The following is a 20,425-nucleotide window of genomic DNA, read 5'->3' on the forward strand; positions in this document are numbered from 1 at the left end:
ACAAAATATTTCAGAATTTCTGCACATCATTGTCCGGAAACTTTCTCCGGTATACCGCACATACCAGCACCGCGATCAGTGTTCCTGTGACCATTCCGGCAAGAACGTCCGTCGGATAATGAACCCCGACATAAAGCCTTGAGAACATGATCAGGAATGCGAGGATCAGAGCCGGTACTCCGATCTTTCGCGGACATGTGAGAAAAATAACAACTGCTGCCGCAAACGAACTGCCGGTATGACCAGATGGAAATGACAGATCCTTCTGCGCTTCTATGATACGCTGCAATCCATCCACTGCTTCATAAGGTCTTGTTCTGGCAACCAGATTTTTGAGAATAAGGTTATTAATGATCAAAGATCCAATCAGTGAACACGTCATAAGCAGCCCGGTCTTTCGCATCTTTTTTAAAAGCAGAAACAAAACTGTGAGTGCGATCCAGATCCATCCGGCGTCTCCCAAATGTGTGATAAATTTCATCACAGGTGTCAGCATATCATTTCTCACATGCTCCTGTATCCATAATAAAATATTGCCATCTAAATGTAACAAAGCATCCATCTTATGTATTACCCCATTTTTTTACATTTTTACGAATATTTTACTTTTCTACTGTGGTCCCGTCAATACTTTATTGAGCAGATCAGCAAGCGGCACCATTGCATTTTTTGCTTCTTCGAGTGTATTCGTCTGTGCCCCAACCTCAATCAGGAGCGTTTTCGGGCAATAGTGCATATTGTAGCGGTACCCTTTCAGGTAAATTCTTCTGGTAAATCCCGGATAATATTCCGCCGCCTTTAGCTGCATCTGAAACGATACCGCCAGATTATCTGCGATATAAGGATTATACAGATATTCGATATCACCTGTTTTCGTCGTACGGCTTAACCCATTAAAAAACATCACCTGTGCCATCTGCACACCGTTTTGTTCTGTCACCAGCCTTGTATTGTTCCCAACGCCGTCACGATGCAGATCGATCACAACCTCAATACTCTGATTCTCCGCTAAAATCTGTTCTAACGCAGGCCCCGCTTTTGCATAAGCATGATCTCTGTCTCCGACATCATACTGCCCCGTGTGGTGGATAACAGAAAAACCATATTTTTGTGTCAGAAGCTCTGTCAGATAATCTCCGACACCCACCACCGTCATGGAAGCATCACCAGGGACAGAATCTGCATATCCTTCCTGTGAATGTGTGTGATAGATCAGAATCTGCGGTGTGGATGCATCATGGCTTAAACGCACATCCTTTCCAAGCAGGGCATCTGCATTAAGCTGTGCGCTCCCGATTGTTGTCGTATTATCTACCTGATAAAAATTCTGGATCAGATAATCAAAATCATCCAGCTTTTCCCTGGCAAACGTGACCACTTTACCATCTGCCACTGCTGCCGCTTCTTTACTGTCTGTATCTTTCAAAGTCTGATCTTGTGCCATGTCTTGTTCTTCCACATTCTCTTTTGTATTCTCAACCTCTTTTTCATCATCTGGCAGGCTCGTACCATCTGCGCTTCCGACAGATGGTATCACTTTCCCAGTCTTTTCATCCACATAGTTTTCATCTGCAGCCTCCCGCGCTAAGATTGTCTCATAAGACAGATCACTCTCGATCTGGGTTTTATATGATTCACTTTCTGTATTGACATCCTCCTCCGAAAAAAGTACACCGATCACTTTTTCCACCAAAGACCACTCATTTTCATCCTTTATGCTGTATGACAGGCCGGGAAGATAAAATTCAAGTACTTTTTCACAACAGCTTTCTGCCCCCTCCTCTCCCAGTTTTGTCAGAAAGGATTTATCTGTCTGTATCAGCAGCGCAATGAAAGCCGATAACAATATCCATAGCCAGACGGCTGCTTTTATTTTTTTCTTTTTTAAAGACCGATAACGATAAGCATACATACTACACTGTATGCTCTTTCAATTTTCATTATGTCAGTATCCCATCCATTTATACCGGCAGCATTTCACCCATAAATGCGATATTGATGCCCTCAGAGATCGTGAAACTTAATCTTTTCACTGACTCATCGATATCTTTTGGTGTCACAAACATCGCATTTAAATTCGGTGAGAGCAGTTCCCTGATCAATTCATATTTTTCCCCATCATTCAGTTCCTTTAACGAATCTCCCAGCTTATCAAAAGCTCTGCTCTGGCTCATAGCTGCGATCAGATTAAACATCGTGTCATTGACGATGGTCGCAGCATCCACAACCGTCGGTATCCCGATTGAGATCACCGGAACCCCTAGACTCTTTTTATTCAGGCCGTGTCTGTGATTTCCAACTCCGCTGCCTGGGTTAATTCCGGTATCTGTAACCTGGATCGTCCGGTTTAACCTTTTGGTACTCCGCGCAGCTAACGCATCAATAACAATGACAATATCCGGTTTTGTCTCATCAATGATCCCGTGAATGATCTCAAGGCTTTCCATCCCCGTCTGTGCCATAACTCCCGGTACGATGCTGCTGATCCGGTTTACATTTTTTTCCCCGAATGCATATTTTCCATACTCTTTTATAATGTGTCTTGTGATAAACAGGTTGTCCACCACACGGGGGCCTAACGCATCTGGTGTAACTTCACGGTTTCCAAGTCCTACAACCAACACTGACATTTCTTCTTTTCTGTCCCGTATCAGCTTACGAATGATCTGTGCAAGCTGCACAGATATCTCTCTGTGGTAATCCTCGTCCTCCTCATCCATATTTCCCGCCTCGATCGTAATATAGGTTCCCTTTGGTTTTCCCATCGTCTTTGCACCGTTTTCTGTTTCAATGACCACTGTGCTGATCGTGATATTTTTATCTACTTTCTCTTCTAAAAAGCGGACTCCCTTTAAATCAACATGATCTTCCTGCATTTTTTCCTGCGTTTCAAGTGCTAAATCTGTCCGGATCTGATACATAAATTCCCCCTATATCCCAATGCCCTGCTCCCGGCATCTGTTATCTCTGCCTATATTATTTCAAATCTGCGAAAAAAATATCCATAATTTCTCATTATTTTGCTGTTTTATACTTGACAACAAAAATATACTGACCTATAATATACCAGTATGTTTACATTGAACTGTCCGTGTCCGGCTTTAATGTAACAATCATGAACAATAACGATTACAAATTGGAGGTGTACGGATTGGCTAACATTAAATCTGCAAAGAAAAGAATTTTAGTAACAGAGACAAGAGCTGCTAGAAACAAAGCGATCAGAAGCGAAGTTAAGACTTCTATTAAAAAAGTTGAGGCTGCAGTGGCTGCAAATGATAAAGAGGCTGCAAAAGCTGCTTTAACAGTTGCTATCTCAACCATCGAGAGCGCTTCTTCTAAAGGAATTTACCACAAGAACAATTCTGCTAGAAAAGTTTCCCGTTTAACAAAACTTGTTAACGGATTAGCTTAATTTTTGAAACATAGATAAAACTTATATGTGGTTTTAACCCGACCACATAATAAAAAACACCAGTACCGTCATACTGGTGTTTTTTTGACTTATCTCTTCGTACTGCTGTACTTCATGATAAAAAGTTCCACTGCCATCTGGTCATTCATCCGCCCTGTTTTTACAGACTCTTCTAAATCCACTCCATCATAAAGCGCCATCTTTAACTGTGCCATCGTAAATCCTTTTGCCTGTGAAATATTCTTTTTTACTGCAAACGGAGGTATTCCTGCATTTTTCGCGATTGTCTGGTTGTCCATCCCTCGTCCTGCCATATCACGCACATTCAAAAGGATCTGAAACTGTCTGGTGATCAGAAACATGATACGCATCGGCGGTTCTTTCAACGTCAGAAGATCATAGTAAAGATCCAGTGCTCTGCGTTTGTTATGCTCCGCTATCGCATTGACCATCTCAAATATCTTATTGGTGGTCTGTTCTGTCGTAACTGCCATCACATCTTCCGCTGTGATCACATCCCGATCCAGAGCATAACAGATCAGCTTCTCTAATTCCCTGTCGATATTTCCCATGTCCGTTCCTGTCCTGCTTAAAAATAGCTGCATCACAGAACCGGTGATATTTTTCCCCTCTTTCTTTAGTCTCGTCAGAATCCAGCGTGTCAAAAGTTCCTCACTCTGTGCCGAAAATTCTACGATTTTTCCATTATTTTTAACCGCTTTATACATTTTCGAACGCTTATCTGCTTCCTCCTCCACAAAGATAAAATGTGTCGCTGGCGCCACCTGTGACAGATATTCGGCAAGATCCTCACAGGAACTTTTAAAAAAGCCACTGTCCTCGATCAGTATGACTCTTTTATCCGCAAAAAAAGGCAGTGTCTCGGCAAGATCGATCACTTCTTTCGGATTGATATTTTTCCCTTCAAACCTCGTAAAATTCATGGTATCATCCGGCGCTGCCATTGCATTTTTCAGTTTATCTTTGTATTGTTTCTTTAAATATGCTTCCGTTCCATACAACAGATAGATCTGTTTGAAATTTCCGCTCTTAATATCCTCATCAATCGTTTTCATTTTATTCCATCCCTTTTTGTCCGTTTCGCTTTATCACAGTATAGCATACATTACCTTACAAATACAAACTGCTTATCCGGCACCAGATATTTTTGTACTGTAAGCGCATGTTTCTTTGACCGTGTCACAGTGATCTGACCATCTTCCATCGTATAAAACAAGGAACTTCCCGTATCTTTTATATTTTCAACCGCTTCTTTGCCCGGATGACCATACCGGTTCTTTTTCGCACAGGAAATAACAGAAATCCGCGGCGATACTGCGTTCAAAAATGATCTTGTATTTGAATATTTTGAGCCATGGTGAGCTGCCTTGTAAAAATCGATATCCGAAACTTTTAACCAGTTTAAAATCTTTTTTTCCTGCATTTCCCCTATATCGCCGGTAAACAGTGCCGAAAAACTTTTTTCCTCATATAATAGCACAAGTGATTCCTCATTTTTATCCGCAGATGTATCACTCCTTTTTTCATCTCCTGCATGGTATTCCGGTGAAATGGCTGTTATCTTTCCTTCTCCAAGGAATAATATATCCTCACGGTTCATTGTACATATATTTGTTCCATGTTCTTTTGCAAGCAAAACCAGCTTCTTATAACTTTCATCCTGTACCATTCCCCTCCAAAATACGAGATTTCTGATCCTGTATCTTTCTTCAAAAAGTTCCGACAGACCGGATATATGATCCTGATCCGTGTGGGATACAAACCAATAATCGATTTCTTTTACACCATTTGACTTTAAATATGGTAAGATGCGGTATTTTCCCACACTCTGCACATCCGTACTTCCACCGTCTATAAAAACATCATATCCATTGTCCGTATGCAGATAAATTCCGTCACCCTGTCCGACATCAAGCACAGTGAGTTTCATGTCTTTTTGAAATGGTACAAACAAAAAAACAAGCAGACCAAAACCACAGATAAAAGGTATCCACCCATGTGACTCTTTTTCCTGTCGTTTTGTCACACAGAAAAGTAAAAAAAGTCCTCCAAGCAGCAACAGATAATATAGCACTATTCTTACTGCGGATGGTCTTCCTGTAATTACCATTGCTTTTGGCAGATCCGATGCGATCGTACAGATTTTTTCACAGCCGCTTAAGATCACATGACATGGTAACAATACGATACGTACCATCTTCCATTTCCATCCCATACCGTTGTACATATGCGGCAGGGTTTCTATAGCAGAAACCAGTGATTCCCCGGATAACACTGCCGTCTTTGGTATCACGACACTTCCCAGCAGGCCTCCCGCTATCCCTGATGCCAGCGCAATACCGACAAATGGAAGTACAAGCAGATTTATCAGCATCGCATATACCGGAATTTCAAAAAAGTACCACGCTGTGACCGGCAGTATTACAAGCTGAAGTACGAATCCCATAGCAATTTTCTGTAACAATACATACCCCTGGTATGCACTTTGAACGATTTTTCCAGCCCAGACCACACCAGATACCGCAATAAACGAAAACTGAAAACCTGCATCACATAGTGCAAACGGCTGTTTCCACAGAATGAGCAGTGCTGCAAAACCCATTGCATTTAACGAATCATAGCTTCGTCCCACTGCCTGTGCCAGCAGAAGAATACAAAACATACTGACTGCCCGGAAAGACGAATATCCCATTCCTGTCATCAGACCATATGAAACCATAAAAACTGCTGCAAAAATTCCCGCTCCCCAGAAACCAAGACTTCTCTTTCGCAAAAAACGGTAAAATGTCATACCGATCATAGATATATGCAGACCTGATATCGCCAGAATATGTGAAATTCCGGACGTACGGTAAAGCTGTTTTATCTCTGCATCCAAAAGATTTTTCTCTCCCAGAAGCATCGTATTTAAAATTCCACCCTCCCGTGCTCCAAGTGCGCACTCATACACACCAGCAAGGTAATATTTCCATCCATACATTGTCTCTGCAATGCGATCCCTTTTTCCGTATGCATTCTTTACATCCACATCATTTACAGCAAATGAGATTCCCCGCGCTTTATAATAAGCCGCCTGATCAAAGTTTCCCTCGTTGCGTGCCCGGTTAAATAATTTTGTTTTCCCATGTAATACAAGCGTTTGTCCGATAGAATATGTGTCGGACTCACAATAGATAATGACGTTTGCAGATACCCTCTGCCATTCTTTGATTTTAAGATCCTGTCTGATCTGACAGGATGACATATAGTATAAGTACTGTTCCTTTTTTTGCTCTTTGCCTGCAATCTTTCCTTTCAAGAAGATTTCTTTTCCATCCTCTAAATACGGCAAATACTGATTTTCTGCCGCCTGCACCGCCCGGCAATGATACCAGCCCAGGGAAAAAAATGCCGCACATAACACCCCCACGCAGCATCGCCGCTTCCAGGCAGGATATCTGTCATTCTCCGGCCACCCCAGACCATATCCCGCCAGGATTGCCGTCCATAACAAAATTCCAATACATCCGGGCACGATCATCCACGGTTTTCCATATACTGCAATGAAAATACCGCAGATAAACCCGGCCGCCATTTCCAAAAATGGTCTTTTCCCCAATCTACTCCTCCTCTGTTGTTCCTGTCTCCTCCAGTGTAACGACATAATCAAGATTCCTGTCATACATGTCGCTCAATTTAAAATTATCACGGTAAGTGCCACTGGTATCTCCGTTGACTGAGATCTGTACTTTACTGATCGTAGACAATTCTGTCAGGGAATCCACGATTGAATAAATGACAACTGCCTCATTTACCTGATAATCCTGATTTTTAAAGTTTTCATCCAGACTCACATAGCAGACACCATCCACCACTGATACATTGATCAGTTTCGTTCCTGCCGGGATTGCAGACTTCGCCCCCTCTGTCTGTGGTCCCTCCAGAAGCTGTTCCATGATCAGTTTTTCCATTGACACATTGCTGCTGTAATATACGTCACTTCTTGTCTCTTCTACCAGACCATCACCGGCTTCATTTGCAAAATAAAGTTTTAATGTCGTACACTGAATGGAATTAATCTGTTCCCCCGGATTCTCAATAAAGCTGTCCTGATTCATACTTCCGACAATATTGCCTCTGACATCCGTAAGTGGTGCGTCCGCCACATAAAATGATACGCAGTCCACCCCAGGAATCTGCGTCATTGTAAGAACAACTGCTGCCCGGCACAATACCTCCTCCACCTCTGCCATACTGCTGTAATCTGCATCAAAATGAATCGAAAGCATTACACCGTCAAGTGAATAATCGGTAACCTCCACCCCGTTTGGTATCGGTTTACGGTACTCAACATTGTCAGAATCCGAGCTTAACTTTGCTAAAAATTCTTCGATCAAACCTTGCGTATCGGAAGCCTGTGGCTCATAAGGAACATCTACGATTTTTGTTTTTTCTTTATTCAGATATTCAATATGATATTCACTGGCTACCTCATTGTTTCCACATCCTGTCAGCAAAATAACTGCCAGAATAAATCCTGACAACAGGATAATTATTTTTTTATCCATAATCTGACCTTTCATTTTCAATAGATCCAATCTGTTATGAAATATAGTTGAGCGGAATACGAACATTAAAGATCGTTCCCTCTCCCTCTGTACTGAATACCTTGATCGCACCACGATGCATCAGCACTGCATTTCGCGTTATGGCAAGACCAAGTCCTGTTCCACCGATCTCTCTGGAATGTGACTTGTCCACGCGGTAAAAACGTTCATAAATATGTTCTAAGGAATCTTCCGGTATTCCGATTCCGGAATCCTCAACTTTCAGATAAAAATACTGATGATCAGCATTCAGCGAAACATGTACCCAGCCATCTTCTTTGTTATACTTGATCGCATTTTCAATCAGGTTGGTAAAGGCAAGCGTGATCTTGACCTCATCGACATCAGCACTGACCGGTCGGAAACTCTCAAGCACAAGCTCCACTTTCTGCTTATCTGCGATCGGACGCAGGCGTTTTAAAATCTGCTCTAACAATTCATTAATATTAATATTCGTGATATTTAAATCCCCTGCTGCCTTGTCCATCTTGACCAGGGAAAGCAGATCATTGATAATCTTCGTCTCACGATCCACCTCGTTACCGATATCTCCCATAAACTCTTTATAAAGCTCTATCGGAGCATCCTCCATACTGTTGATGGAATCCGCCAGCACCTTCATGGAAGTAAGCGGTGTTTTTAATTCATGCGACACATTCGATACAAATTCCTGTCTCGAATCGTCTAACACCTTCATTCTTCCCAACATTTTATTAAACTTCTCACTGATCATTCTGGTTTCTGTATAATCATTGACAGAAAGTGCATCCTCTCCATAACCTGTCTGAATCTCATCGATCGACTTTGACATCTTATGAAATGGTTTCACCATCTGCCCTGCAATGATTACACTCGCAAAAACAACCGAAAAAATACAGATCAATTCAATAATCCTTGTATTGGTTGCAAGATATTCTAAATTCAGACTGATTGTGTCCGTCGATACACTTACCATCATGACACCGATCACCTGTCTGCTTTCGTTTTCCTGATCTGTGCGCACAAGTGGTATCGTCATCTCAATATAACGATATTTCGAATCATATTTTGTAATCTCTTCTCCATAAAAACTCTTAATGACTTCCTCTGAAATGATCGTCTTTTTTTCATCGAGCTTATAAGTATCTTTCACTACCTGAAACGTGTCGCTGATGATCATGACACGTCCGTCATAAATAGTAGAAAGCTGCTCTAACTGCGCATTGATAGTAGGAGAACCGGAATTTTCCAGATAATCATTTGACACGATCTGATTTGCTAAAATTTTCGCCTGACTTAAGATTTCACTGGTTCGAAGTGAAACAGCCCTGTTTTCATATGAATTCAGCATCCCAATCCGTAACAGAACACACGGTATCACACCTATAAGAATAAGTAAAAGAATCAGCCTGAATCTCAGGCTGTTCAGAAAATCGGTAAATTTTTTTAATTTCGTCATGGCTGCACCTTACTAATTCTGAGAGTAATAATATCCAACACCCCATTTGGTATGCACATACTTCGGCTCACTCGGATTACTCTCGATCTTTTCTCTCAGACGTCTCACATGAACATCCACTGTACGCACATCTCCCGGATATTCGTATCCCCACACAAGATTCAAAAGATTCTCCCTGCCGTAGACTTTGTTTGGGTTATTGACAAGAAGTTCTAACAGATCAAACTCTTTTGCAGTAAGATTCACTTCTTTTCCTAAAATAAAGAGTCTCCTACTCTCACAGTCTAATTTCAGATCTCCCGCTTCTATGACTTTGCTGTCCTCTTTTTTCGGCTGACTTGCTGCTGTACGCCGCATGATCGCCTTAATTCTTGCTTTTACTTCAAGGATATTAAATGGTTTTGTGATATAATCATCTGCGCCATACTCCAGACCTAAGATCTTATCCATGTCATCTCCCTTTGCGGTAAGCATGACGATCGGCATATTAGAAAACTCCCTGATGTGCTGGCATACTTCAAATCCGTCCATCTTCGGAAGCATGATATCAAGCAGCACCATATCATAAGCATTTTCGGTTGCCATTTTTAATGCTTCTTCCCCGTCATATGCGCAGTCTACTTCCATTCCGTCCTGTTCAAGGCTGAACCGGATACCCTTTACAATTAACTTTTCATCATCTACAACAAGAACCTTTTTTGCCATTTTACTTCACCTTTATATTATCTTTTATTCGATTATAAACGCCCTCTTTGATTCCCTCTACCTGCTTGATCTCCTCTATAGAAGAAAAAGCACCATTCTTCTCGCGGTAACGGACAATACTGTCCGCTTTTGCCTGACCAATTCCGGGAAGCGTCATGAGTTCTGCCACAGTTGCAAGATTCAGATCGATCCTGCCGTCTGAATCATTTGCTGTTTCTGCTTTCACGTCATTCTCTGCCCCTTCCCCTGCTTCTTCATCACCAGCCTGCGCTGCCTCTTCCTGTGTCAGGATGCGTATCATCTCTCCGTCCTCAATCTGACGTGCCTGATTGACAGACTCTTCTGCCGCATCCTCCCTCAGACCACCGGCAGCTTCAACCACCTCATAGAGTCTTGCATTCTGTTCCACTTCATAAACACCTGGCACATTTACAGCTCCGCATATATACACAAAGCGTTTTTTATCAGACCCCGCCGTCTGTGTATCATCCGCGTTATTCTCTGCCATAATCTCTGTCGCCGCCACATCCTCGTTCTGCTGTGTTCCAGCCACAGATGTTTCTGTCTGAAAATAGACGTTTTCTCTTTCTCCACATGCTGCTGCCAACAGGCAGAAACATGAAAAACATAGTACTTTTATAATTTTTTTAATCATAAGCATCTCCTTCTCTTATATTAGAAGGAGTCCTCAATGCCCACTCTCTATATTTTAACGAAATTTTTCATTTATTACAAGAGTGTATAAAATTTATTTCATTTATTTTTATAAAATTTAAAAATACTCGGCAATTTTTTCCTTTAAACCTACCCAGAAGTCTTTTGCATCCTGGGAATCCGGCAGTAAAATGGCATCCTCATATGCCTGATATGCAGTTTTTTCCGCATCAGACGCATTTTGCGATAAAAATACGGAATAATGACCACTCATATCGTGCAGCACGTCTGCAAGCTGTACAGTCACAAACTCTGCAAAATCTGCTGCATCGGACGCATTCTTTGAAAAATCATTAACAACCAGCATATCCGTAGATGCACATGCAACAGATGGAAGTTCCTCATTCAATGCCGGAATCTCCATCACAGAATAAGATATATCATCTAATTTTTGCAGGGAATCTGTGTTCACAAATGCACAGAGTGTTTTTCCATCTTTAAAATGTTCTAATATACTGTCCATGGAAACTGTATTGATATCCAGGGAAAATGAGCCAAGAATCGTCTCAAAATACTCAAGATCTTTCTGATACAAATCCTCATCATAGGTTACATTCATCATTTCCGGTGCTGTTTTTTCAAATGTCACGCTGTTGCCAATGAATGGGAAATCATAAAATGCATCATTTACATCCCACTCCAATAGGTATTCCACATTTTCACCCGGTTCATTCTCATTCGAATAATCAATAATTGCCTGCAGTGATTCCGGCCGATTTTCAAAATATCCATTCTGATAAACAAACACATTTGCATCATAACTGAGCGGATATCCCAGCAGCTTTTCTTCGTAAGAGGAAGCCTCCAATGCCTTTTGTGATGCACCTTCATATGCTTTTTGTGTCTCATTTAATGCGGCAAGTCCATATAAATATGCCTCCTCAAGTCCGTCACCATTCAGCAGATAAACATCCGGATAATCCTCTCCTTTTATGGTGTCATCATAGATCATTCCGATATAATCTAATGTATCCTGACATTTAAAAACTGCCTTAACACCGGTCTTTGCAAAATACTGTCTTGCTGCATATTCAAAGAAATCCATATAAGATGCATCCTCATACCACACCGTCAGATCTGTTTCTGCGGCATCATATGGATCTGTTTCTGCACCCGGCTGTTGTTCTTCTGCATCCGTCTGTTTTTCCGGCAAACGAAATGCCGCTTCTTTTTCAGGCTGTTTTGAAACGACACCAGCCATAATGGCTGCTCCTGCACATACCACTATGGCTGCAATTACACTTCTTTTCTGTACATTCTTCATAATCTCTTTCCTATTCCTCATTTTACGACAATAGACTGCACACATCCGTGTGCAGTCTTATTTTCATCCATTCATCAATCATGCAGACAGGTCAGCTATTCCATGATCCTTACATCTGATCCAGGGCTTTTTTCAGTTTTCCGATCATCTCATCTACATGTTTCTTCTCAATGATAAGTGGCGGTACAAAACGAAGTACATCCGCCCCCGCCGTAATCACGATCAGACCTTCCTCAAGTGCTTTTGCGGCGATCTGTCCGACCGGTTTTTCGGATACAACGCCCTGCATCAGTCCAAGTCCTCTGCGTGCCGTTAAGAAATCATAAGAATCAACCAGTTCATCTAATTTTTCTTCCAGATATGGTGCGATCTCTTTGACATGATCCGTGATATGGTCGCGCTCCATCATCTCAAGCACCTTGTCAACTGCAGCCCCTACAAATGGATTTCCACCATAAGTTGTTCCATGATCGCCCGGTTTTAAGGACTTTTCTGCTACTCTCTCTGTCATCATGAATGCTCCGACCGGTACACCGCAGCCAAGGGCTTTTGCACTTGTCATGATATCCGGTTTCACACCATAATGCTGCCATGCAAACATTTCTCCTGTTCGTCCCATACCACACTGGATCTCATCTAATATCAGTAAAATATCATGCTCATCACAAAGGCTTCTTACACCTTCCATAAACTCTTTCGTCGCCGGATAAATACCGCCCTCACCCTGTACTGTTTCAAACAGGATCGCACAGGTTTTATCCGTGATCAGCTTTTTCACACTGTCGAGATCATTGTAATCTGCAAATTTCACACCCGGCATCAGTGGTTCAAACGGTTCCTGGTAATGTTTATTGCCGGTGACGGAAAGCGCTCCGATGCTTCTTCCATGGAAAGAATGATTCATTGCAATGATCTCATGACCTGCATGACCATCTCTCGTATAGGCATATTTTTTTGCAGCCTTGATCGCACCTTCGATTGCTTCTGTGCCACTGTTAGTAAAGAATACACGGTCCATACCGCTTGCCTTTTTTACCCGCTCTGCTGCATGGATGATCGGCACATTATAATAAAGATTTGACGTATGCATAATTTTATCGATCTGTGTTTTTAATGCATCCCCATACTCTTTATTACCATATCCGAATGCCTGCACAGCAATACCTGCCGCGAAATCCAGATATTCTTTGCCATCTGTATCGTACAGATACACTCCCTCTCCATGGTCTAATACCAATGAAAACCGGTTATATGTATGGAGGATATTCTCCTCTGCTTCACTTATATATCCTTCTTTATTCATGATAAAACTTCGTCTCCTTATCTCCTAATATAGCAGTTCCGATTCCGCGGTTTGTAAAGATTTCAAGAAGCAGGCAGTGTGCGATACGTCCATCTAAGATATGGACTCTTGAAACACCGTTCTCGATTGCATCAATACAGTTATTTAACTTCGGAAGCATGCCGCCACCGATAAATCCATCCCCGATCAATTCTCTTGCTTCTGATACACGAAGTTCAGAGATCAGGGTATCTTTCTCTTCCGGATCTTTGTAAACACCCTCTATATCGGTTAAAAATGCCAGTTTTTCAGCTTTTACTGCTTTTGCGATCGCACATGCAGCATCATCCGCATTGATATTGTAGCTGTTGTATTCTGCATCCATTCCGACCGGACAGATGATCGGCAGGAAATCTTTTTCTAACAGATCATATAAGATCTGCGGTTTTACCTCAGTGATTTCACCAACGTAACCGATATCCTCACCGTTTGAATATTTCTTCTCTACTTTTAAAAGTCCACCATCTTTTCCACTGATACCGACCGCATTTACTCCAAGTTCCTGTACCAGTGTCACAAGTGACTTATTGACTTTGTTTAGCACCATCTCAGCGATCTCCATGGTCGCTTCGTCTGTTTTGCGCAGTCCGTTGACAAATACAGGCTCCATACCGACTTTTCCGACCCACTTGCTGATCTCTTTTCCACCGCCGTGTACAATAATTGGTTTAAATCCAACCAGTTTTAACAGGGTAACATCCTGGATGACATGTTTTTTTAATTCTTCATCTACCATGGCGCTTCCACCATATTTTACCACAATGATCTTACGGTTAAAACGCTGTATGTAAGGGAGCGCTTCAATGAGCACTTCGGCTTTCTGCAAAATTTCTTTCATATTGTTATTTTCTTCCATTGCTTTGGTTCTCCTCTATAAAATGTTGATATTGCAGTGCGAAACTCTATCCATATTTTGTTTGCTGTGACCACCTGCCAGATAAAATGAAGGCACGCCTTTTTATGAACGGTAGTCCGCGTTGATTTTTACATAGTCGTAAGTCAGATCGCAGCCCCAGGCGGTAGCTTCTGCATCTCCCATTTTGATGTCGGCGATGGCGGTGACTGCCGGCTCGGATAAGATTTTGGTTGCTTCTTCTTCGCTGTAATCGACGGCGACACCGTCTTTGATGATCTGCATTTTTCCTGCGGCACTCTCAAAGAATAAGTCTACTTTTTCCGGATCAAACTGTGCACCGGAGTAGCCCATGGCACAGAGGATTCTGCCCCAGTTTGCATCATGTCCATAGATAGCTGCCTTGGTAAGGCTTGATGTGATGACGGATTTGCTTAAGATCTTTGCCTGTTCTTTTGTCTCAGCTCCGACTACTTTCACTTCAAACAATGCAGTTGCACCTTCTCCGTCTCCTGCCATCTGTTTTGCAAGTGTCTCGTTGACAAAACGGAGTGCTTTTGTAAATGTCTCATAATCCGCATTTTTCTCTGTGATCTTTGTATTTTCTGCCGTTCCGTTTGCCAGCAGAAGACAGGTGTCATTTGTGGATGTATCGCCATCTACAGAGATCATGTTATAGGTATCTTCCACGTCCGCTTTTAATGCTTCTAATAACAACTCCTGTGAAATCGCAGCATCCGTTGTCACAAAACTTAACATGGTACACATATTCGGATGGATCATGCCGGAACCTTTGCACATGCCGCCGATCGTGACCGTCTTACCGGAAAGTTCGATCTCAACTGCCACTTCTTTCTCATGCGTATCCGTTGTCATGATCGCAAGTGCAGCTTTATGTCCGCTTTCGATATCGCCATTTAATTGTGGAACCATCGTTTCAACTCCCGCACAGATACGTTCGATTGGAAGCTGCATACCAATGACTCCGGTTGATGCCACAAGTACCTCATCCGTCGGGATATGAAGCAGATTGTTTACTTTTTCTGCGGTTGCTTTACAGTAGCTCATTCCCTCTTCTCCGGTACATGCATTTGCGATACCTGCATTGACAACAACTGCCTGCGCCATTTTGCTGTCATAGACTACATGCTGATCCCATTTTACCGGAGCGGCCTTTACAATATTTGTGGTAAATGTACCTGCCACTGCACACGGAACCTCGCTGTAGATCATTGCCATATCTGTTCTGTCTTTATATTTGATTCCTGCTGCTGTGCTTGCTGCTTCGAATCCTTTTGCTGCGGTAACTCCGCCTTTGATCTGTTTCATCGTTTCCTCCATTCCTGCACTGCTTTCTAATGCAGACAAAGTTTTCTTTTGCATCTCAAGTTTGTGCGTAGCTCAAATCCTGCGTGTGAAAATTGTATTTTTACGGATTAAATACCGTCTGGTTTTCTTCATTTGTGACATATTCATAATAATTAACATCCTCACGGAATGTCCATCCCATCCCCTGCCAGAAATGATTTCCAACATCATTTTTTTTGAAGGCGATCAGATTTACTTTATTGACATGTTCACGTTTTAAAGCTGCAAGACAGGCCTCCACCATCTTTTGTCCAATGCCCTGCTTTCTGTAATCTTCGTGAACGCAGACATGATATAAACATCCGCGTCTTCCATCATGACCACACAGAATCGCACCGACGATCCTGCCATTTTCGCACGCCACCATGCTGGTAGTCGGATTACGTCTGATAAAACGTTCCACACCTTCTTTCGAATCGTCAATGCTCCGGATTCCAAACCCGTGGATTCCCATCCACAGCGCATGTACCTCCTCAAAATCCTCCATTGTCATCTCACGGATATTTACCTTGTTCTCTTTCATGTCTTTTATTCCTCTTCTAGCATAACTGTCTCATCCAGTTATTTTTTACCACATAAAATTGTAGTCACAGACTCCAATGTAATCGTCCATCCACTTTATGGGAACATCGGAACCATATTTAAGCCTTCTGCCTCATCAAAACCAAATAACAGATTCATGTTCTGTACCGCCTGACCTGCTGCACCTTTTACCAGATTATCAAGTGCTCCCATCATCACGATACGGCCGGTTCTCTCATCAATCTTAAAGTTGACATCCACATAGTTGCTGCCCTCTACCCATTTCGTCTCCGGGCAGACATCTTTCTCAAGTACACGGACAAATTTTTCTTTCGCATAATATTTATCATAGACTGCTTTTACTTCTTCATAAGAAGGAAGGCTGCCATCTGCTTTTTTCACCAGTGTCGCATACTCTGTTGCAAGAATACCACGGTTCATCGGAACCAGATGCGGTGTAAAATTAACAACGATCTCTTTTCCTGCCGCATAACCAAGCTGTTCCTCGATCTCCGGTGTATGACGGTGATTTGTCACTCCATATGCTTTCATGTTTTCATTGACTTCACAGAACAGATTTGGCAGTTTCGCGCCACGCCCCGCACCGGAAGTTCCTGATTTTGCATCAATGATCAGCGTATTAGGATCGATCATGCCCTCTTTTACAAGCGGGTACGCTGTCAGAATAGAGCAAGTGGTATAACAACCCGGATTTGCAATCAATCTTGCTCCTTTTACTTTATCACGGTTGATCTCACAGAGTCCATAAACAGCTTCTTCAATAAACTGCGGAGTCTTGTGCTCGATCTTGTACCATTTCTCATAAACAGATACATCCTTGATTCTGAAATCAGCACTCAAATCTATGATCTTTACCTTATTTAATATATCTTCTGTCAGCACCCCTGCTAAAAATCCCTGCGGAGTTGCTGTAAAGATCACATCCACCTGGCTTGCAAGTTCATCCATGTTATCGTCTAAGCACACATCATCCACGATCTCAAACATGTTCTGATAAACTTCTGCATATTTTTTATCTATGTAACTGCGGGATCCATACCATTTGATCTCCACTTCTTTATGTCCCATTAAAATACGAACCAGTTCATTTCCTGCATAACCGGTTGCTCCGATAATTCCTGCTCTTATCATTTTTTCGTCCTTTCTGCTTATCCTTATTTTATATGCCTTTTAAAATTTCTTATCTGTCATTGTATACAGGCATACCTGCATAAGCATCTTTCTTCCTATATTAATACACCTCATCGCAGTCGTAAAGTATCTTTTTTCATACGCTGTTTGATATTGCATAATTATACATTCGTTTTATTTTTTATGCAATACCATTTTTTATCTTTTTTCTTTAGCATACTATATATTAAGCCTTTTTCTGCATTTTGTATAATCTTTATGCATTTTTATGAATAATGAATGTATAAATTTTCACTTGCGTTTCTATATTTTTTGTTGTATATTGTTTTTAGTCAATGATCCGGGAACAAATGGATCAAATATACATAACAGAAAGGGCTGTATCACATGAAGGAAAAAGTTATTTTAGCGTACTCCGGCGGACTTGATACCACCGCCATTATTCCATGGTTAAAGGAAAATTATGATTACGAAGTTATCTGCTGCTGTATCGACTGCGGTCAGGAAGAAGAATTAGACGGTCTTGAAGAAAGAGCTATCTCCTGTGGAGCTTCCAAATTATACATTGTAGATATCATCGACGAGTTCTGTGATGATTACATTATGCCATGTGTTCAGGCAAATGCCATTTACGAGAACAAATATTTACTCGGAACCTCTATGGCACGTCCTCTGATCGCTAAGAAATTAGTTGAAGTTGCAAGAAAAGAAGGCGCTACTGCAATCTGCCACGGTGCTACCGGTAAAGGAAACGATCAGATCCGTTTCGAGCTTGGCATCAAAGCACTTGCTCCTGACTTAAAGATCATCGCTGCATGGAGAGATCCGAAGTGGACTATGGATTCCCGTGAATCAGAGATCGAATACTGCAAAGCACACGGCATTCATCTTCCATTCTCTGCCGACACAAGCTACAGCCGTGACCGTAACATCTGGCACATCAGCCATGAAGGTCTTGAATTAGAGGATCCTGCATGCGAGCCTAACTACGACCACCTTTTAGTTCTCGGTGTTTCCCCGGAAAAAGCTCCGGAAGAAGGCGAATATGTAACTATGACATTTGAGAAAGGTGTTCCGACTTCCGTAAACGGAAAAGAGATGAAGGTTTCCGATATCATCCGTGAATTAAACCGTCTCGGCGGCAAACATGGTGTCGGCATCATTGATATCGTTGAAAACCGTGTTGTTGGTATGAAATCCCGCGGTGTATACGAAACTCCTGGCGGAACGATCTTAATGGAAGCTCATCAGCAGTTAGAGGAGCTTGTTTTAGACCGTGCTACCATGGAAGTTAAAAAAGATATGGGAAACAAACTTGCCCAGATCGTTTACGAAGGAAAATGGTTCACACCTTTATGTGATGCAGTCAGAGCTTTCGTTACTTCCACACAGGAATATGTAACCGGTGAAGTAAAATTCAAATTATACAAAGGTAACATCATCAAAGCCGGAACTACTTCAAAATATTCTCTGTACAGTGAGTCACTCGCAAGTTTCACAACCGGTGATCTTTATGACCATCATGATGCTTCCGGATTTATCACACTGTTCGGACTTCCATTAAAAGTTCGTGCTATGAAAATGCAGGAGATCGGCGAGAAAAACAAATACGAGGATTAATCAGAAATTCTGATTTCAATTCAGACAGTTCATGATCTGAGATCAAAAAACAGGAGCCCGCAAGGACTCCTGTTTTTGTATTATTTACCAAGTGCTTCTTCTAACAGTCTTGCAAAATACTCTGCCGCCGGTGCAAGTGCAGCCTCATCCGCATAAAATTGTGGATGATGGTTTGGATAACCAACCCCTGTCCCGACATTGATAAAACATCCCGGTATCTTTTCCAGATAAAATGCAAAATCCTCTCCACCTGTTGAATTTCGCTGTGGAACAACCTCATAGCCACATTCTTTTGCCACATCTTCTGCAAACGCACTCCATGTTTCCTCATTGACTGTTGCAGGAGGTCCCGGATACCATAGTAATTCTGCCTTCGCACCATACGCTGCGGCTGTGTTTTCTGCAATCCCGCGCATGCGTTTTTCTATAAAAACACGATCCTCTTTGTCCATGGAACGAACTGTTCCCTCTAATTCCACTTTATCCGGAATCACATTCCAGGTATTACCGCCATGAATCCTTGTCACACTGACCACCCCCGTATGAAACGGATTTAAGTTTCTGCCGACAATGCTCTGCAATGCCTGTATCACAGATGCCGCCACAAGTATCGTGTCCACTCCCTCATCCGGATGACCGCCATGGCAGCCTGTACCCGTAATATTTAATTCAAACCGGTCTACCGCCGCCATAACACTTCCGGCACGGATTCCAAGTGTGCCAACCGGAAGATATGCTGCTGTGTGCAGACCAAAAATCGCCTCCACATCAGAAAGTATCCCTGTCTGCAGAACCGTCTCTGCTCCATGTGACGACTCCTCTGCCGGCTGGAACAGAATTTTTACATTTCCATGCAGTTTCTCTTTTCGCTCCTGCAAGAGTAATGCTGTTCCAATTACTGCTGCCGTATGGAAATCATGTCCGCAGGCATGCATCTTTCCCGGAATTTCTGACTTATAAGGCAGCTCTGTCTCCTCCATGATCGGCAGTGCATCAATGTCACAACGCAATCCATATGTTTTTCCCGGTTGTGCGCCTCGTATTATGGCAACCACGCCGGTTTTTAATGGTGTCTGTAAAATTTCGATTCCTGCTGCATGAAGTTCTCTTTTGATCCGCTCTGTCGTCTCATATTCCTCATAGGATAGCTCTGGGTGACTGTGAAGTTCCTCAAAGAAATCCGTAAGTTTCTGCTCTAATACTTTCTGTTCCATATACTTCTCCATTCTGCTTTTCTGCATAATATAATATCATAAGCCGCCCGGCAAATGCTGGTTTGTTGAGGCACACGTCACTCCGCCCCAACCTGAATCAGGCATACTAATTTCACTCTGATTATTATCAGAGTGAAATCGCTTTCTTATTTTCGGACAACGGAAACAAAACAGTCCCGGCTTGATGCAATTTGCCAATCGTAACCCTCCA

18 protein-coding genes are annotated in these 20,425 nt (G+C 42.2%); 2 read left to right on the plus strand and 16 right to left on the minus strand.

Translation table 11 applies throughout. The features are described from left to right. Positions 1-10 precede the first annotated feature (10 nt). The 3 genes from DW650_RS07560 to gpr are packed head-to-tail and all read right to left on the minus strand — an operon-like array spanning position 11 to position 2,921. On the minus strand, positions 11-562 hold the full coding sequence (locus DW650_RS07560; protein ID WP_117919384.1) for a phosphatase PAP2 family protein: 552 nt from the start codon (positions 560-562) through the stop codon (positions 11-13). 48 nt (positions 563-610) lie between these two features. Further along, positions 611-1,912 carry a stage II sporulation protein P gene (gene spoIIP / locus DW650_RS07565; RefSeq protein WP_118209525.1) on the minus strand — a complete coding sequence of 434 codons (1,302 nt, stop codon included), beginning with the start codon at positions 1,910-1,912 and terminating at the stop codon, positions 611-613. A gap of 49 nt (positions 1,913-1,961) precedes the next feature. After that, positions 1,962-2,921, minus strand: coding sequence for a GPR endopeptidase (gene gpr, locus DW650_RS07570; protein ID WP_118209526.1), 960 nt, complete (start codon positions 2,919-2,921; stop codon positions 1,962-1,964). 230 nt (positions 2,922-3,151) lie between these two features. On the opposite strand from gpr, the gene rpsT reads away from it, so the two are divergent. Beyond that, complete coding sequence (gene rpsT, locus DW650_RS07575; protein WP_022112069.1) at positions 3,152-3,415, plus strand: 30S ribosomal protein S20; 264 nt, start codon at positions 3,152-3,154, stop codon at positions 3,413-3,415. 89 nt (positions 3,416-3,504) lie between these two features. On the opposite strand, the gene holA is transcribed toward rpsT, so the two are convergent. The 12 genes from holA to argC form a co-directional block, all read right to left on the minus strand. Next, positions 3,505-4,491, minus strand: coding sequence for a DNA polymerase III subunit delta (gene holA, locus DW650_RS07580; RefSeq protein WP_118209527.1), 987 nt, complete (start codon positions 4,489-4,491; stop codon positions 3,505-3,507). Positions 4,492-4,541: 50 nt separating this feature from the next. Beyond that, positions 4,542-7,034, minus strand: coding sequence for a DNA internalization-related competence protein ComEC/Rec2 (locus DW650_RS07585; protein WP_243102888.1), 2,493 nt, complete (start codon positions 7,032-7,034; stop codon positions 4,542-4,544). A 1-nt stretch (position 7,035) separates the two neighbouring features. Beyond that, a complete protein-coding gene (locus tag DW650_RS07590; protein WP_241070703.1) occupies positions 7,036-7,983 on the minus strand; it encodes a GerMN domain-containing protein in 948 nt (315 codons plus the stop codon). 34 nt (positions 7,984-8,017) lie between these two features. Beyond that, on the minus strand, positions 8,018-9,460 hold the full coding sequence (locus DW650_RS07595) for a sensor histidine kinase (protein ID WP_118209528.1): 1,443 nt from the start codon (positions 9,458-9,460) through the stop codon (positions 8,018-8,020). A 12-nt stretch (positions 9,461-9,472) separates the two neighbouring features. Next, the gene (locus DW650_RS07600) at positions 9,473-10,165 is read right to left on the minus strand and encodes a response regulator transcription factor (protein WP_006858401.1); all 693 of its coding nucleotides are present in this window, start codon (positions 10,163-10,165) and stop codon (positions 9,473-9,475) included. Between the two features lies 1 nt (position 10,166). Next, complete coding sequence (locus DW650_RS07605; RefSeq protein WP_117919396.1) at positions 10,167-10,820, minus strand: helix-hairpin-helix domain-containing protein; 654 nt, start codon at positions 10,818-10,820, stop codon at positions 10,167-10,169. A gap of 117 nt (positions 10,821-10,937) precedes the next feature. Further along, entirely contained in the window at positions 10,938-12,143 is a 1,206-nt protein-coding gene (locus DW650_RS07610; RefSeq protein WP_241070704.1) for a hypothetical protein, read from the minus strand. A gap of 109 nt (positions 12,144-12,252) precedes the next feature. Further along, positions 12,253-13,446, minus strand: a complete 1,194-nt coding sequence (locus DW650_RS07615) for an aspartate aminotransferase family protein (RefSeq protein ID WP_117919398.1) — start codon at positions 13,444-13,446, stop codon at positions 12,253-12,255. Continuing rightward, positions 13,439-14,341 carry an acetylglutamate kinase gene (gene argB / locus DW650_RS07620; RefSeq protein WP_117919400.1) on the minus strand — a complete coding sequence of 301 codons (903 nt, stop codon included), beginning with the start codon at positions 14,339-14,341 and terminating at the stop codon, positions 13,439-13,441. Before argB ends, DW650_RS07615 begins: the two co-directional genes overlap by 8 nt. 102 nt (positions 14,342-14,443) lie before the next feature. Continuing rightward, complete coding sequence (gene argJ, locus DW650_RS07625; RefSeq protein ID WP_118209567.1) at positions 14,444-15,667, minus strand: bifunctional glutamate N-acetyltransferase/amino-acid acetyltransferase ArgJ; 1,224 nt, start codon at positions 15,665-15,667, stop codon at positions 14,444-14,446. 100 nt (positions 15,668-15,767) lie between these two features. Beyond that, positions 15,768-16,229, minus strand: coding sequence for a GNAT family N-acetyltransferase (locus DW650_RS07630; protein ID WP_118209529.1), 462 nt, complete (start codon positions 16,227-16,229; stop codon positions 15,768-15,770). Between the two features lie 95 nt (positions 16,230-16,324). After that, positions 16,325-17,380 carry an N-acetyl-gamma-glutamyl-phosphate reductase gene (gene argC / locus DW650_RS07635; RefSeq protein ID WP_117919404.1) on the minus strand — a complete coding sequence of 352 codons (1,056 nt, stop codon included), beginning with the start codon at positions 17,378-17,380 and terminating at the stop codon, positions 16,325-16,327. A gap of 387 nt (positions 17,381-17,767) precedes the next feature. Between argC and DW650_RS07640 the strand changes: the two genes are divergently transcribed. Continuing rightward, positions 17,768-19,000: an argininosuccinate synthase gene (locus DW650_RS07640; RefSeq protein ID WP_117919406.1), complete on the plus strand. Its 1,233-nt coding sequence runs from the start codon at positions 17,768-17,770 to the stop codon at positions 18,998-19,000. An 80-nt stretch (positions 19,001-19,080) separates the two neighbouring features. On the opposite strand, the gene DW650_RS07645 is transcribed toward DW650_RS07640, so the two are convergent. After that, positions 19,081-20,214: an amidohydrolase gene (locus DW650_RS07645; RefSeq protein ID WP_243102889.1), complete on the minus strand. Its 1,134-nt coding sequence runs from the start codon at positions 20,212-20,214 to the stop codon at positions 19,081-19,083. Between the last annotated feature and the right edge of the window lie 211 nt (positions 20,215-20,425).

This window comes from Roseburia sp. AM23-20, assembly GCF_003470905.1.
In the GTDB taxonomy this organism is placed as follows: Bacteria; Bacillota; Clostridia; order Lachnospirales; family Lachnospiraceae; genus Roseburia; species Roseburia rectibacter.